Origin of the sequence: Desulfomicrobium escambiense DSM 10707 (assembly GCF_000428825.1) — a bacterium.
In the GTDB taxonomy this organism is placed as follows: domain Bacteria; phylum Desulfobacterota; class Desulfovibrionia; order Desulfovibrionales; family Desulfomicrobiaceae; genus Desulfomicrobium; species Desulfomicrobium escambiense.
Genome location: NZ_AUAR01000007.1, coordinates 131221 through 145502 on the forward strand (window position 1 = coordinate 131221; position 14282 = coordinate 145502).

The window sequence follows — 14282 nt, forward strand, 5'->3', positions numbered from 1 at the left end:
TTTCCCGAACGGACTATCTTTTGATGGCTGACCTCGATCAGGATCACCTCAACGATAGGGAGGAAGACATGTCCGACAAGAAGAAGCTCGTTGAAATCGAAGAAACCCGCCTGGCCTACATGGCCGGAGTTCTGCTCAAGGAAGTCGCGGAAGGTCTCTCCCGCCGCCGGTTCGAATTCAAGACTGAAGACGGCCCCGTGACGGTCGACGTACCCAAGGACGTGGAGATCGAATACAGCGTGGAACGCAAGGATAAAGACGGCGAAGCCAAGACCAAGCTGGAAATCGAAATCAGCTGGAAGACCTGCTGAGGCATCTGCCCGTTACCCGAAGCCCTGCTGAGACTCACTGCACGAAAACCCTCGTCGCTCCATGCGGCGGGGGTTTTCGTTTGCTGTATCTTTACCGCTGCTTCACTGTTGCGGCACAGGTCAGAACCCGACGGTCGGAGCACCCACCAAACGTCGTTAAAACCTTACTGGCACGCTTGAAACGCGATGGGGCCGGAATTTCTTCCGGCCCCGGTACAGACGAGTTCGAAGGAACAGGAGCGGGGCTGCGCCCGCCTGTGGTTTCGGCTACATGAGCGACGGAAGAAAAGTAACGATCTGGGGGAAGAGGAAAAGCAGGACGATGCCGAGCATGGTCGCCATCAGGAACGGGTAGATGCCGCGGAAGATGGACTCCAGGCTGATGTTCTGCTTCATGCCGGTGGTCACACCGTAGACCACGTAGACGTTGATGCCAACGGGCGGCGTGATGACGCCCATCTCCGTGACCAGGACGATGATGACCCCGAACCAGATGGGGTCGTAGCCGAGGTTCATGACCACGGGATAGAAGACGGGCACGGTCAGCATGACCATGGCCAGGGAGTCCATGAAGCAGCCGCCGAGGAAGTAGATGAGAACGATGAGCCCCATGACGGCCAGGGCCGGGACGTCCAGGCCGCCGATATAGCTTGCCGTGGTGAAGGGAATGCGGGTCACGGCCAGGAACTTGCCGAAGACCACGGCCCCGGCCACGAGAAAGAGAATCATGGCCGAGGTCCGCAGAGTCTCCTCCAGGGATTTCATGATCAGCTTCAGGTTCAGCTGACGCCGGACCAGGCCGAGCACGAGCACGCTGAAGGCGCCGACGGAGGCTGCCTCGGTCGGCGTGAACCAGCCTTTGAACAGCCCGGTGAGGACGACGGCAAAGACGATGAGCGTGTCTGTCAGCCCCGACAGGGACCGGATGCGCTCGGACCAGGAGAAGTGCTCTGCCGGCGGGCCGTACTCGGGATGGCGCCTACAGGTCACGGCGATGGCCGCCAGGAAAAGGGCCGTCAGCAGAAAGGCCGGGAGGATGCCCGAAACGAAGAGCTTGCCGATGGACTGCTCCGTGAGCACGCCGTAGATGATGAGCACCACGCTCGGCGGCATGACCATGCCGAGCCCCCCGCCGGCGGCCACGGCGCCTGCGCTCAGGCGGTCACGGTAGCCGAAGCGCTTCATCTCGGGGATGGCCACAGTGGCCATTGTTGCGGCCGTGGCCGGGCTCGATCCGCAGACCGCGCCGAAGGCCGTGCAGGCCGAAACCGTGGCCATGGCCAGGCCGCCGCGGATATGCCCGAAGAAGCGGTAGGCCGTGGAGTAGAGGCGGCGGCTGATGCCGGCGTTGAAAGCCAGTTGCCCCATGAGGATGAAGAGCGGGATGGTCGTCAGGTCATAGGAGACGAAGACTTCGTACATGCTGCGGCTGATCATGTTCAGGCCGCCCTGAACCGAGGTCAGGACAGAGAACCCGACGAAACCGACAACGGCCATGACGAAAGCCACGGGCATGCGCGTGCAGAACAGGGCGAGCATGGCCGCGATGCCGATGAAACCGATGACGGCCGGGTTCATGACTGCCTCCACTGGCGGAGGAAACGGAGGAAGTCGACGCTCATGGCCAGGGTGGTCACGGCGAAGCAGGCGGAGAGAACGTAGATCAGGACATGCTCGGGCAATCCCAGGTTCATCGACACCTCGCCCGAGAGCTGCTTGTCACGCGCGTAGAAGCCTATCATGACCGTGGCCGTGGCGAAGAAAAGGATCGAAAGGATCTCCCGAAAAAGCTTGAGCCGGCGGCGCACCCGCATCGACAGAAGCTGCACGAAAACCTCCACCCCGATGTGGGAGCGGTGCGAGTGGGCGTAGGGCAGGGTCAGCCCCAGGGCCAGAACAGCCAAAAAGCTGACCATCTCCTCGGATCCGAAGATCGGGCTCTGCTTCAGCCGCCCGCTGATGTCCGCCACCGTGATCAGGACCATGGCCATCAGGCTCAGACACGCGGCGACGCGCATGACGCTTTCGACCCTGGCCAGTATTTTTTCGATTCCTTCCACAAATACGCTCCCTTACGCGAAAAGGCGGCGACGCCCTGAGTTGCGGTGGCCACAACACAGACCGTTGCCGCCTGTCAATCGATAATCGAACTGTCTACTTCAAATTGGCGCGCATGAAGTCGACCACGGCCTTGCCGTCGGCACCGGCCTTGGCGCACTCAGCCTCATACTCGGTGAAGATGGGCTCCATGGCCTTGGTCCAGCGCTCGGCCTCGGCCGGGTCCAGGGTGACCACGGCATTGCCCGGCTGGGCCAGGAAGAAGTCGAGCCCCTCCTTGTCGCTGTCGTCCCAGGCCTGGCCGTGCTTGCCGACCCACTCGACGCTGACGTCGGTCATGGCCTTCTGCACCTCGGGGGACAGGCCAGCCCAGACACCCTTGTTGATGACCACGAAGAAGGTCGTGGTGTAGGCCACGGCCGTGGTGTCTGTCAGGTAGTCGACGACCTCGGCCATCTTCCAGCCCTTGTTGGTTTCCACGGGGTAGATGCCGCCGTTGACGACGCCCTTCTGGATGGACTGGTAGGAGTCGGGCATGGACATGGCCACGGGATTGCCGCCCAGGGCCGTGATGACGGCCGCGCTGTTGCCCGTGGCGCGGATCTTCATGCCCTTGAGGTCGTCCATGGTCTTGACCGGCTTGCCGGCGGTGTGCAGCTTGCCCGGTCCGTGGGCGTGGAAATACAGGACGTGGACGTCGTCGAACTCCTTGGGCTTGAACTTCTCGAAGACGGCGTTGGCCAGGTTGGTGGCCTGGATGCCGGACGTGTAGCCCATAGGCAGGTCAACGCCGGACAGGACCGGAAAGCGCCCCTTGGTGTAGCCAAGGGCCGAGAGGCCGATGTCGGAAATGCCCTGGACCACGCCGTCATAGCAGTCCTTGGGCTTGGTCAGGGTGCCGGCCGGGTAGTAGTCGATGACGACCTGCCCGTTCGTGCGGGCCTCGACCTCGCGGCACCACTGTTCGGCCAACTGCGACTGGATGTGGGTCGGCGGGAAGAAGTTGCTGTAGGAGAGTTTGACCGGCCCGGCGGACATGGCCGAACCCGAGAAGCCCAGGACAAGCACGGCGGCGACCAGCGCCGCGACCCGAAAAGACAGCCTCATCTCGAAAATCCTCCGTGTGACAGGTGCGGCCGCGCCCCATGCGCCGGCCCGTTTCATGCCTGGGGGTCCAGGGCGTTGGCCAGGGCCAGCCGCATGGCGGCCCGGCGGAAATCCTTGCGGTCGATGGTGCCCGTGCCCAGCAGCGAATGGATCAGGAAACCCTCGAACAGGGCCGTGTTCAGGGCCCCGATCTTGCTCGCCGGGTAGCCGCTCTTCACGTACGGGGCGACGATGTCCTCGAAGATGTCGTTGGACAGCCTGTAGAGGGACTGGTTGAGCTGGGCGCGGAGTTCCTCGTTGCGGGAGGCGTGAATGGTGAACTCCAGGAAGACCGATGACCAGTTGCGATCGTCGATCATGGTCTCCAGAAAATCGAGGATGCGGTCCATGACTTCTTCGAGACTGCGGGCATGTTTCAGGGCCGCGTCGCGCATGGCCCGGTAGGACTGCATCTTGATGGCGATGATCTCCAGCATGATCTCGTCCTTGCTCTGCCAGTGCCGATAGAAATTTCCCTTGGCATAGCCGGCGTCGGCCGTGATCTCGGCCACGGTCGTGGCCACGAATCCCTTGGCCGCGAAGAGCCTTTCGGCGGATTCGAGCAGCTCGCGCTGGGTCTGAAGCGATTTTTCCTGCTGTTTCCTGGCCACGTCATCCCCTTTATTGGACAATGGTCACAAAATGACCAAAAGTCATTTTGTGACCACTTATTCGCGCAACGACAGGAATGTCAAGCGCCATCGAGAAGATTCCGCAACCTCTCTTGCGGAACACCCGAAACGCCCCACTTTCCTTGACAGCCTCCGAGCCCCCGACTAGCCTTCCACCCACTTCGGATACCTTCGGGTGTAAAAGGGAATCCCGTGCAAATCGGGAGCGGACCCGCCGCCGTGAGTTTCAGCAAGGCCATCCTCCGCGCTGTCCACTGGGAACCATCCTGGGAAGGACGAGGACGGTGAAACGAGTCGGAAGACCTGTCCGAAGGCCAACCACAGTCTGTGCCGTCCGCAACGGGGGTTTTGCGGGCCGCGCCCCGGACCCGCGTCCGTCTTCATCCATTTCCCCCGCCAAACCTGGAGGTCTCATGTTCAAAGCCTCGCATGTTTGCGGACTCGTTCTCGTCATTTCCATTATGTTCCTCGGCGCCCAGGCTTTCGCCGGCCACGGTGGGGATCGGCCGACCAAAAAGGGCATCCTGCTGGTCGCCTTCGGCACCACGGTTCCCAAGGCTCGCGCCGCCCTGGACACCATCGACGCCAGGGCCAAGGCCCGCTTTCCCGACCTGGAGGTGCGCTGGGCCTATTCTTCGCGCATCGTGCGCCAGAAACTGGCCGGCGAGGGACTGCACTTCGATTCCCCGGCCATGGCCCTGGCGCGCATGATGGACGACGGCTTCACCCACGTGGCCGTGCAGTCCCTGCAGACCATCCCCGGCGAGGAGTTCCACGCCTTGCAGCGCACGGTCGAGGCGTTCTCGGGCCTGCCCAAGGGCATGGAACAGGTGACCCTGGGCCTGCCGCTCCTGGCCGAACCGGCCGACGTCGAGGCCTGCGCCAAGGCCGTCATGGCCAGCCTGCCGCCTGAACGGAAAAAGAATGAAGCCGTCATCCTCATGGGACATGGCACCCATCACCCGGCCAACATCTACTATCCCGGCCTGCAGTACTCGCTGAGCCGGCTCGACCCCCTGGTCCTGGTTGGCACCGTCGAGGGCACGCCCTCCCTGGACGATGTGCGCGCGACTCTGAAAGAACGAAAAGTCAGGAAAGCCTGGCTCCAGCCCCTCATGGCCGTTTCCGGCGACCATGCCGTCAACGACATGGCCGGCGACGGGGACGACTCCTGGAAGTCCGTGCTCACGGCCGACGGCGTGGCCTGCGAAGCGGTGCTGCGCGGCACGGCCGAGATCCCGGCCTTCGTGGACATCTGGCTTGACCACCTGCAGGCCGCCGTGGAGCGGTTGAACTGACCATGACCGGGCCGCGTCACACCCGGGCCTGGCTGCTTCTGGCGGCCGCCGTGCCCCTCTCGGTCTACGCGGCCCTGTTCTTCGGGTCCTACCCCCTTTCGGCTGCAGCTATCCACGAGGCCCTGACGGCATGGCTGCGGGGCGGGCCCGAAACCCAGGATCTGGTCATCGTGCGCGACATCCGCCTGGGCCGCATCATCCTCTCGTTTCTGACCGGATCAGCCCTGGCCGTCTCGGGCGGGGTCTTCCAGGGCCTGCTGCGCAACCCCCTGGCCGACCCCTTCACCCTGGGCATATCCAGCGGCGCGGCCTGCGGGGCGGCCTTGGCCCTGGGCTTTGGCTGGGCCCTGCCGGGACCGTCAGCCCTGCCCCTGGCCGCCCTGGCCGGAGCCTTCGCGGCCATGGGGATGGTCCTGGGCCTGAGCCGTCTGGCCGGGGATTTCTCGCGCGAGAGCCTGGTCCTGGGCGGCATCGTCGTCTCGACGTTTCTGGGCGCGCTCATCGCCCTCATCAAGTCCCTGAACGAGGAGTCGGTCTCGGCCATCGTCTTCTGGATCATGGGCAGCTTTCAGGGCAGAGGGTTCGACCACGTGGGTGTCATGCTGCCCTACCTGGCCGTCGGGGGCGCAACGGTTTTTCTGCTGGCCCGCGAACTGGACATCCTGGCCCTGGGGACCGAGCAGGCCGCCCAGGTCGGAGTGGCCGTGAAGCGGGTGCGCATCGCCCTGCTGGTCGGCGCCGGCATGCTGACCGCCGCGGCCGTCAGCGTCTCCGGGATCATCGGCTTCGTGGGCCTCGTGGTGCCGCATCTGGTGCGGATGCTCGTCGGGCCGGACTCCCGCCGGCTGCTCCTTTTCTCGGCCCTGGGCGGCGGGATTCTGCTGCTGTGGTCCGACGTCCTGGCCCGGACCATCCTGACACACGGTGCCGAACTGCCCGTGGGCGTGCTCACTGCCCTCTTCGGCGGGCCCTTCTTCTGCCTGATCATGGCCCGCAGGCGCACGGCATGAGCGCGCCCATGATCGAGATTTCGGGCCTGGTGGCCGGCTACGACGGCCGGGCCGTGCTGCGCGGCGTCACCCTGAGCGTGGGGGCCGGCGAATTCACCGGCGTCCTCGGGCCCAACGGCAGCGGCAAGACGACCCTCGTCCGCGCTGTGTCCGGGGTCCTGCCGCCCCTGTCGGGGAGCATCCGCATCGGCGGCGACGACATCGCGGCGCTTCCGCCCAAGGCCCGGGCCGGCCGCTGCGCCACCGTGGCCCAGAAAACCCCGGCCCTGCCCGGCGTGCGCGCCCTGTCCCTGGTGCTCATGGGCCGCTACCCCTACGTGTCCCTTTTGGGGGGCTACGGCGCCGCCGACGTGGAGCGCGCCAGGGCAGCCATGGACGAGACGCGCAGCCTGCACCTGCGGGACCGGGCCGCGGACACCCTCTCGGGCGGCGAGCTGCAGCGCGTGGTCATGGCCAAGGCCCTGACCCAGGACACGGAGCTGCTGCTTCTGGACGAGGCGGCATCCAGCCTGGACGTGGCCCGAACCGTGGACCTCTACGAGCTTTTGAAAGTCCGCAACGCCACCGGGACGACCATCCTGACCGTGGCCCATGACCTGAACCTGGCCGCCCTCTATTGCCGTCGGCTCGTCTTTCTGAAAAACGGGTCCGTCGCGGCCGACGGCCCGACCCGTGACGTGTTCACGGCCCAAACCCTGAGCGAAATCTATGAAACACCCCTTGCCGTGGCCCCGCACCCTCTCACGGGCGCTCCCCAGGCTCATCTTGTGCCTCGCCCTTAGCATCTGCCTGACGAGTTCGGCGGCGGCAGAAGTGCGCGTCACGGACGACCGGGGCGTGGAGATCCTTCTGGACGCCCCGGCCGCCCGGATTGTGCCCCTGTACGGCGCCTTCGGCGAGATCCTGGCCGACCTGGGCCGGGAGGAGGCCGTCGCCGCGCGCACGGCCGCCGACGATTTTCCGCCGGCCATCGCTTCAAAGCCGTCCATCGGCACGCACCTGCGGCCCAACGCCGAGCTGATCCTGGGCCTTTCGCCCGACCTCGTAGTGCAACTCGGCGGCCGTCCTGAAGCCCTTGAGGCCGTGCGATTTCTGGAGGAGCGGGGGCTGACCGTGGCCGTCTTCGACCTGGAAAATTTCGGGCAGCTCTTCTCGGTCATGGAGCGCCTGGGCGTGCTGACCGGCAGCGGCGAACGGGCCGCAGAACGCACGGCCGCCATGCGCGCCGAGCTGGCCGCCATCGGGGCCGCGCCCGCGGGCCCGCAGCCGCGCATCTTCTTCGAAGCCCGCTACCCCAACCTCCTGGCCGCGGGCCAGGGCTCCATGGTCGCGGAGATCATGGCCGCGGCCGGCGGCCGGAACTGTGTCGAGGCCCCGGACAAGCTCGTGCGTCTTGGCGAAGAAGAGGTTTTGCGCCTGGCGCCGGACATCTACCTCATGCAACAGGGCCCCATGAACCCTTCCCCCGTGCCCCTGGCCGAGCGTCCCCTGTTCCGCACGCTGCCCTGCCTGGGCACTGGCCAGGTCTTCACCGTGGACCAGGCCCTCTTTTCCCGGCCTGGACCGCGCAGCATCGAGGCCGTGCGGCAGCTTTCAACCATCATCGCAAACTGGAAAACGGAGGTCCGCCCATGAGCGGCCATTTATACGGCATCGGCGTCGGCCCAGGCGACCCGGAACTTTTGACCCTCAAGGCGGCGAAAATCCTCGGCAGCGTCGACGTCATCCTGGCCGCGTCCTCGACCAAGAACGACGACTCCATGGCCCTGGACATCGCCCGCCCGCACCTGCGGCCCGAAGCTCGCGTCGTCCGCCTGGGCTTCCCCATGAGCCGCGACGAGGGCACCCTCCAGGCCGCCTGGGAGGAGAACGCCCGGCTGGTCCTGGCGGAACTCGACGCCGGGCACGACGCCGCCTTCCTGACCCTGGGCGACCCCCTGCTCTACTCCACCTTCGCCTACCTGCTGCGCACCCTGCGCCGACTGGACCCCGAACGGGGCGTGACCGTGGTCCCCGGCATCACGTCCTTCCAGGCAGTGGCCGCGGCCACGGAAACCGTGCTGGCCGAAGGGTCCCAGAACCTCATGGTGCTCCCGGGCATCCGCGACGCCGGGGAATTGCGCCGCAACCTCGACGGTGCGGACAACGCCGTCATCCTCAAGGCCTACACCAATTTCGCCGCCATCCGCGAGGAACTCCGCACTTTGCCGTCGCGCCCCCATTGCGTTTTCGCCTCGAAAATGGGCATGAAGGAGCAGTTCATCACGCGCAGCCTCGAAGAGGCTCCGGACAACCCGACGTACCTATCGCTCATGCTCCTGACCGCAAACGAACCACGCTGAACCAAGGATACGCATATGCCCAAAGCCATCCTCATCGCCGGCACCTCCAGCGGGTGCGGAAAAACATCGGTCGCCCTGGGCCTGATGAAGGCCTTCGCCCGCAAGGGCCTCGTGGTCCAGGGCTTCAAATCCGGGCCGGATTTCATCGATCCGGGCCTGCACCGCATGGCCACGGCCCTGCCGAGCCACAACCTTGACGGCTGGATGCTCCCCACCGAAGAGATCCGCCGCATCTTCCGCCGCAACCACGAAGGGTGCGACATCTCCATCATCGAGGGGGCCATGGGGCTCTTCGACGGCATCGGCGCCATCAGCGAGGAAGGCTCGGCCGCGCAGCTGGCCAAGATCCTGGGCGTGCCCGTGCTGCTGGTGGTCAACGCCCGCGGCATGGCCCGCTCGGCCGCGGCCCTGGTCAAGGGCTACGCCGAGTTCGACCCGGCCCTGAGCCTCGACGCCGTGCTCTTCAACATGACCGGCAGCCAAGCCCACGGGCAGATCCTGTCCCAGGCCCTGGAAGGCCAGGACGTGCGCGTCCTGGGCAGCCTGCCGAGGATGCCCGGCCTGGAGCTGCCCTCACGGCACCTGGGCCTGGTCACGGCCGAAGACCTGGACCGCCGGGAGGAACGCCTGAACGGCCTGGCCGACTGGGTCGAGAGCGCCCTGGACCTTGACGCCCTGCTGGCGGCCCTGCCCGAGTTCTCCCTGCCCTCCCTGAACGACGGCGGCGTGAAGATGCCCGAGGTCCGCATCGGCTACGCCCGCGACCGGGCCTTCTGCTTCTACTACGAGGAGAACCTGCGCATGCTGCGCCAGGCCGGGGCCGAGCTGGTGCCCTTCTCCCCCCTGGAGGACTACAACCTGCCGCCGGCCCTCAAGGGCCTGTACCTGGGCGGCGGGTACCCCGAGCTCCACGCCGAGAAGCTGGCCGCCAACACCGCCATGCTCGGCAAGATCCGCGACTTCTGCGCCAGCGGCAAGCCGGTCTACGCCGAGTGCGGCGGCTTCATGTACCTGATGAAGAGCCTGCGCACCCGCGACGGCCGGGAGCACGCCATGGCCGGGGTCTTCGATTTCTCCTGCGCCATGCAGGGCCGGCACCAGGCCCTGGGCTACCGCGAGGTGGAGCTGGCGTCGCCAACGGCGCTGGGCGGAGCGGGCGAACGCGTTCGCGGGCACGAATTCCACTATTCGCAGCTGCGCGGCGAGGATCCGGCGGCCGCCGAGGCCTACCGCGTCTTCGACCGCTGCGGCCGCAGCGACGGGGCCGGCGGCTTCCTGAAGGGCAACTGCCTGGGCTCCTACGTGCACCTGCACTTCGGCTCAAACCCGGCCATGGCCGAGCGCTTCGTCGGAGCCTGCGGAGTATGACCCTGCGCCACGGCTTCACCACGGGCACGGCGGCGGCCGCGGCGGCCAAGGCCGCGGCCCTGCATCTGCTCGAAGGGCGGATGCCGGACGCTGTGGACGTGCCCCTGCCCATGGGCGGACGCATGTCCGTGGTCGTCCTGGAAAGCCGGCCCGAGAACGGCGGCGTGCTGGCGGCCGTGGTCAAGGATGGCGGCGACGACCCCGACGCGACACATAAGGCCGTGATCCGGGCCTTCGTGCGGCCCAAGGACGGCATCGGCATCGTCCTGCACGGCGGACGGGGTGTCGGCCTGGTGACCAGGCCGGGGCTCCCCGTGGCCGTGGGCGAGGCGGCCATCAACCCCGTCCCGCGCGAGCAGATCCGGCAGGCCGTGTCCGAGACGGGGCTCGGCGGCGCGGACGTGGAGATCCGCGTGGACCGGGGCGAGGAGATCGCGCAGAAAACCTTCAACCCGCGCCTGGGGATCGTCGGCGGCATCTCCATCCTCGGCACCAGGGGCACGGTCAAGCCCTTCAGCAACGCCGCCTACCAAGCCACCATCCGCCAATGCCTGGACGTCATGCAAGCCTGCGGCGTCAAGCGCCCCTGCCTGACCACGGGCGGCCGCAGCGAGTGCTTCCTGCGCCGGGCCCGGCCGGACACGCCCGAGACGGCCTGCGTGCAGGTAGCCGACTTCTTTTTCTACTCCATGCGCGAAGCCGGGCGGCGCGATTTCATCGCAGTGCAGTGGGGCGTGTTCTTCGGCAAGCTGGTCAAACAGGCCCAGGGGCACCGCTACACCCATGCCCGCAGCGCTGACCTGGACCTCCCGGCCCTGGCCGGCTGGTGCGCCGAGTGCGGGTTTCCGGCCGATGTCTGCGCCGACGTGGCCGGGGCCAACACGGCCATGCAGGCGCTGCAGACCGTCGCGCCCATGCCCCAGGCGCAGGGGCTCTACGCCCTGCTGACGGGCAGGGCTTCCCGGTTCGCAAGGGAATTCAGCGGCCGCGGCCTGGCCGTGGACTACCTGCTCTTCGATTTCGACGGACGCCTCCTGCACGACACCTCGGAGGCGGCATGATCCACGTCGTAGGCCTCGGCCTGTGCCCCGAGCACCGCTCCCCGGAACTGCTGCGTCTCGTGTGTTCCGCCGCCCTCGTGGCTGGCGGCCGCAAGGTCCTCGATGGCATGGGCATCGAGAAGGAGCGCAGGCTGACCCTGACCTCCATGGCGGGTTTCGCGGCCGATCTGCGCCGCCATGCCGCGAAACAGGCGGGCGACATCTGCGTCCTGGCCGACGGCGACCCCCTGCTCTTCGGCATCGGCGCGAGCCTGCTGCGCTTTTTCGAACCCGGCGAACTGACGTTCCACCCCAACATATCCGCCTTGCAGGCGGCCTGCGCCCGATTCGGGCTGCCCTGGCACGACTGCGCAGCCCTGTCCCTGCACGGCCGCGAGGGCCTCACGCCTCTTTTCGCGGCCCTGACCCACGGCCGCCTGGCCGCCCTGTACACGGACGCGCGCATGAGCCCCGACGCAGTGGCCCGGCTTCTCCTGGAAAGGGGCGTCACGGGCTGGCGCATGCACGTGGCCGAGGCCCTCTGCTCGCCAGAGGAGCGCCTGACCACCACGACCCTGGCCCAAGCCGCAGAGCGGCCCTGGCATCCGCTCAACATCGTCGTGCTGGAGCGAACCGAAACGCCGCCCTTGGCCCTGGCCCTGGGATTGGACGAAGGCGCACTGGCCCGCGAGGACGGCCTCATGACCAAGCAGCCCGTGCGCGCCCTGGCCCTGTCGTTCCTGCGCCTGGCCCCGGACTCGGTCCTGTGGGACCTCGGCGCGGGCAGCGGCGCCGTCAGCCTGGAGGCGACGCGCCTGCTGACCCGCGGTCGCGTGGTGGCCGTCGAGCGCCGGGCAGGGCGAGCGGCGCAGGTCCGGGACAACATCGTCCGGACCGGCGCTTGGCTGATCGAGGTGGCCGAGACGTCCCTCGAAGCATTCCTGAACGACCGCATGCGGGAAGCTTCCGAGGCAGCCCCGGCCCGGAAGGACGATACGCCGGAACCCGAGCCCCGCCCCGACGCTCCCACGCATGTCTTCCTCGGCGGCGGCGCCTCGGGCCCGGTCCTCCTGTCCTGCGCCCGCCTGCTGCGGCCCGGCGGACGCATGGTCGCGGCCGCCGTGCTGCTCTCGACCCTCGAAACCGTCCGCGCCGTCATCGACGAACTGGGCTGGCCCCTCACGGTTCACCAGCTCATGCACCACGCCAGCGCCCCGCTGGGGACCGATCTGCGCCTGGTGCCGTCCAACCCGGTTTTCCTGCTGGAAACGCATAAACCTTCAAGCGATACATGAATATCTCACCGCACGTGTACTTCATCGGCGCAGGCCCCGGAGACCCGGACCTGATCACGGTCCGCGGCCGCGACCTGGTGTCACGCGCGGACCTGGTGCTCTACGCCGGGTCCCTGGTCCCGGCCGAGGTCGTGGCCTGCGTGAAGCCCGGAGCGAAGATGATCGACTCGGCCGGCTTGAGCCTGGACGAGACCCACGCCCTGATCCTCGAAACCGTTCGGCGCGGCGGCACCGTCGCCCGCGTGCACACCGGCGACCCTTCCCTGTTCGGGTCCGTGCGCGAGCAGACTGCCCTGCTGGACCGCGACGGAGTGCCCTGGAGTGTCATCCCCGGCGTGACGGCGGCCTTCGCCGCCGCGGCCCGGGCCGGGGTGTCCTTCACCGTGCCCGAGGCCACCCAGAGCCTGGTCATCACCCGCCTGCACGGCCGCACACCGGTGCCGCAGGCCGAACGCCTGCGGGAGCTGGCCCGCCACCGCTCCTCCGTGGCCGTGTACCTCTCGGCCGACAAGGTTTCGGAACTGACGGCGGAACTGCGCCTGGCGGGGTTGGCCGAGGACACGGTCATCGTGGTCGGACACAAGGTCGGGCACCCGCAGGAACGGATCATCCGCACCACCCTGGCGGGGCTCGAAGCCGACATGGCGGGCGTCACGCGCCAGGCCGTCTTTCTCGTCCTGCCGGCCGAAGAGGCGCCCGTCGTCCCGTCGCGGCTCTACGACCCGGCCTTCGGACACGGCTTCCGCGCGGCCGCGCGGCCGGAATCCTGGCCGCGCCTGGCCGTGTACGCCCTGACTCGCCAAGGGCTTGAACTGGCGCAGCGCATCGCCGCCATGGCCCCGGCCGACCTGTTCGCCCCCAGGCGCCTGGCCGGGGAAGGGGTTTGCGGTTTCGAGCGCATCGCCGACCAGGTCCACACCAATTTCCATCTCCACCACGCCCACGTCTTCGTGGCCGCGTCAGGCATCGTCGTGCGCGCCATCGCGCCCCTGCTGCAATCCAAGACCACGGACCCGGCCGTGGTCGTCTGCGACCAGAACGGCGAAAACGTCATCAGCCTCCTCTCGGGGCACCTCGGCGGAGCCAACGACCTGGCCCGCCGTCTGGCCGCCCATCTCGGCGGCAGGGCAGTCATCACCACGGCCACGGACACGGCCGGGACGCCGGCCATCGACACCCTGGCCGCGGATCGCGGCTGCGCCATCGCCGACCCGGCACGCATCGCCGCGGTCAATGCCGTTCTGGCCGAAGGAGGCACGGTCACGGTCCACGACCCGCAGAACGACCTGGGACTGCGCGGGAATGCCGAATGGAGGGATTTCTTCGAACTTGCGGAGCAGCCTACGGCGCAGGTCGTGGTCACGCTGGAGGCGTCGTGCGCCGCGGGATTGGTCCTGCATCCACGCCGCCTCTTCGCCGGCGTGGGCTGCCGCCGCGGCGTCTCGCGGGACGAGGTACTGCAGGCCCTGCGCGAAGCCCTTGATGCCGGCGGCCTGGCCCCGGCCGCACTGGCCGGCTTGGCCAGCGTGGACCTCAAGGCCGACGAGGAGGGACTTCTGGAGGCGGCCGGGCACCTGAATCTGCCCACTTATTTCTTCGAACCGTCCGTGCTGGACGAAACGCCGGTCCCCAACCCCTCGCAGCGGGTACGGGACAGGATAGGAGCGGGAAGCGTATGCGAAGCGGCGAGCGTGCTGGCGGCGAGAATGAAAAACCCGGAAGCGCGGCTGATCGTGCCCAAGACCGTCCGCGGGAACGTGACGGTGGCCCTGGCCGGCTGAC

14 protein-coding genes and 1 riboswitch are annotated in these 14282 nt (G+C 67.5%); of the genes, 10 read left to right on the forward strand and 4 right to left on the reverse strand.

Translation table 11 applies throughout. From position 1 onward, the window contains the following. Positions 1-68: 68 nt before the first annotated feature. Positions 69-311 (forward strand): amphi-Trp domain-containing protein, encoded by a 243-nt coding sequence (locus tag G394_RS0108305; protein WP_028577264.1) that lies wholly within the window; start codon positions 69-71, stop codon positions 309-311. A 267-nt stretch (positions 312-578) separates the two neighbouring features. Here G394_RS0108305 and G394_RS0108310 read toward each other — a convergent pair whose 3' ends face one another. The 4 genes from G394_RS0108310 to G394_RS0108325 all read right to left on the reverse strand — a co-directional run bounded on the left by G394_RS0108310 (position 579) and on the right by G394_RS0108325 (position 4126). After that, the gene (locus tag G394_RS0108310; protein WP_028577265.1) at positions 579-1889 is read right to left on the reverse strand and encodes a TRAP transporter large permease; all 1311 of its coding nucleotides are present in this window, start codon (positions 1887-1889) and stop codon (positions 579-581) included. Further along, on the reverse strand, positions 1886-2371 hold the full coding sequence (locus G394_RS0108315; protein ID WP_028577266.1) for a TRAP transporter small permease: 486 nt from the start codon (positions 2369-2371) through the stop codon (positions 1886-1888). Before G394_RS0108315 ends, G394_RS0108310 begins: the two co-directional genes overlap by 4 nt. A 94-nt stretch (positions 2372-2465) precedes the next feature. Then, positions 2466-3476: a TRAP transporter substrate-binding protein gene (locus tag G394_RS0108320; protein ID WP_028577267.1), complete on the reverse strand. Its 1011-nt coding sequence runs from the start codon at positions 3474-3476 to the stop codon at positions 2466-2468. A gap of 53 nt (positions 3477-3529) precedes the next feature. Next, complete coding sequence (locus G394_RS0108325; protein ID WP_028577268.1) at positions 3530-4126, reverse strand: TetR/AcrR family transcriptional regulator; 597 nt, start codon at positions 4124-4126, stop codon at positions 3530-3532. 167 nt (positions 4127-4293) lie between these two features. Then, positions 4294-4472, forward strand: a riboswitch (cobalamin riboswitch). An 88-nt stretch (positions 4473-4560) separates the two neighbouring features. On the opposite strand from G394_RS0108325, the gene G394_RS0108330 reads away from it, so the two are divergent. The 9 genes from G394_RS0108330 to cobM are packed head-to-tail and all read left to right on the forward strand — an operon-like array spanning position 4561 to position 14281. Next, positions 4561-5445: a sirohydrochlorin cobaltochelatase gene (locus tag G394_RS0108330; protein ID WP_028577269.1), complete on the forward strand. Its 885-nt coding sequence runs from the start codon at positions 4561-4563 to the stop codon at positions 5443-5445. Between the two features lie 2 nt (positions 5446-5447). After that, positions 5448-6455, forward strand: a complete 1008-nt coding sequence (locus G394_RS0108335) for a FecCD family ABC transporter permease (RefSeq protein WP_028577270.1) — start codon at positions 5448-5450, stop codon at positions 6453-6455. Continuing rightward, on the forward strand, positions 6452-7237 hold the full coding sequence (locus tag G394_RS0108340; RefSeq protein WP_028577271.1) for an ABC transporter ATP-binding protein: 786 nt from the start codon (positions 6452-6454) through the stop codon (positions 7235-7237). Before G394_RS0108335 ends, G394_RS0108340 begins: the two co-directional genes overlap by 4 nt. A gap of 31 nt (positions 7238-7268) precedes the next feature. Beyond that, positions 7269-8090 carry an ABC transporter substrate-binding protein gene (locus tag G394_RS0108345; RefSeq protein ID WP_245578293.1) on the forward strand — a complete coding sequence of 274 codons (822 nt, stop codon included), beginning with the start codon at positions 7269-7271 and terminating at the stop codon, positions 8088-8090. Beyond that, on the forward strand, positions 8087-8797 hold the full coding sequence (gene cobI / locus G394_RS0108350) for a precorrin-2 C(20)-methyltransferase (protein ID WP_028577273.1): 711 nt from the start codon (positions 8087-8089) through the stop codon (positions 8795-8797). Before G394_RS0108345 ends, cobI begins: the two co-directional genes overlap by 4 nt. A 15-nt stretch (positions 8798-8812) precedes the next feature. Beyond that, positions 8813-10165 (forward strand): cobyrinic acid a,c-diamide synthase CobB, encoded by a 1353-nt coding sequence (locus G394_RS0108355; RefSeq protein WP_028577274.1) that lies wholly within the window; start codon positions 8813-8815, stop codon positions 10163-10165. Continuing rightward, on the forward strand, positions 10162-11226 hold the full coding sequence (locus G394_RS0108360) for a cobalt-precorrin-5B (C(1))-methyltransferase (protein WP_028577275.1): 1065 nt from the start codon (positions 10162-10164) through the stop codon (positions 11224-11226). Before G394_RS0108355 ends, G394_RS0108360 begins: the two co-directional genes overlap by 4 nt. Then, on the forward strand, positions 11223-12500 hold the full coding sequence (cbiE, locus tag G394_RS0108365; protein ID WP_028577276.1) for a precorrin-6y C5,15-methyltransferase (decarboxylating) subunit CbiE: 1278 nt from the start codon (positions 11223-11225) through the stop codon (positions 12498-12500). The genes G394_RS0108360 and cbiE overlap by 4 nt, the downstream gene beginning before the upstream one ends. Then, the gene (gene cobM / locus G394_RS21775; RefSeq protein ID WP_084435465.1) at positions 12497-14281 is read left to right on the forward strand and encodes a precorrin-4 C(11)-methyltransferase; all 1785 of its coding nucleotides are present in this window, start codon (positions 12497-12499) and stop codon (positions 14279-14281) included. Before cbiE ends, cobM begins: the two co-directional genes overlap by 4 nt. The last annotated feature ends 1 nt before the right edge of the window (position 14282 follow it).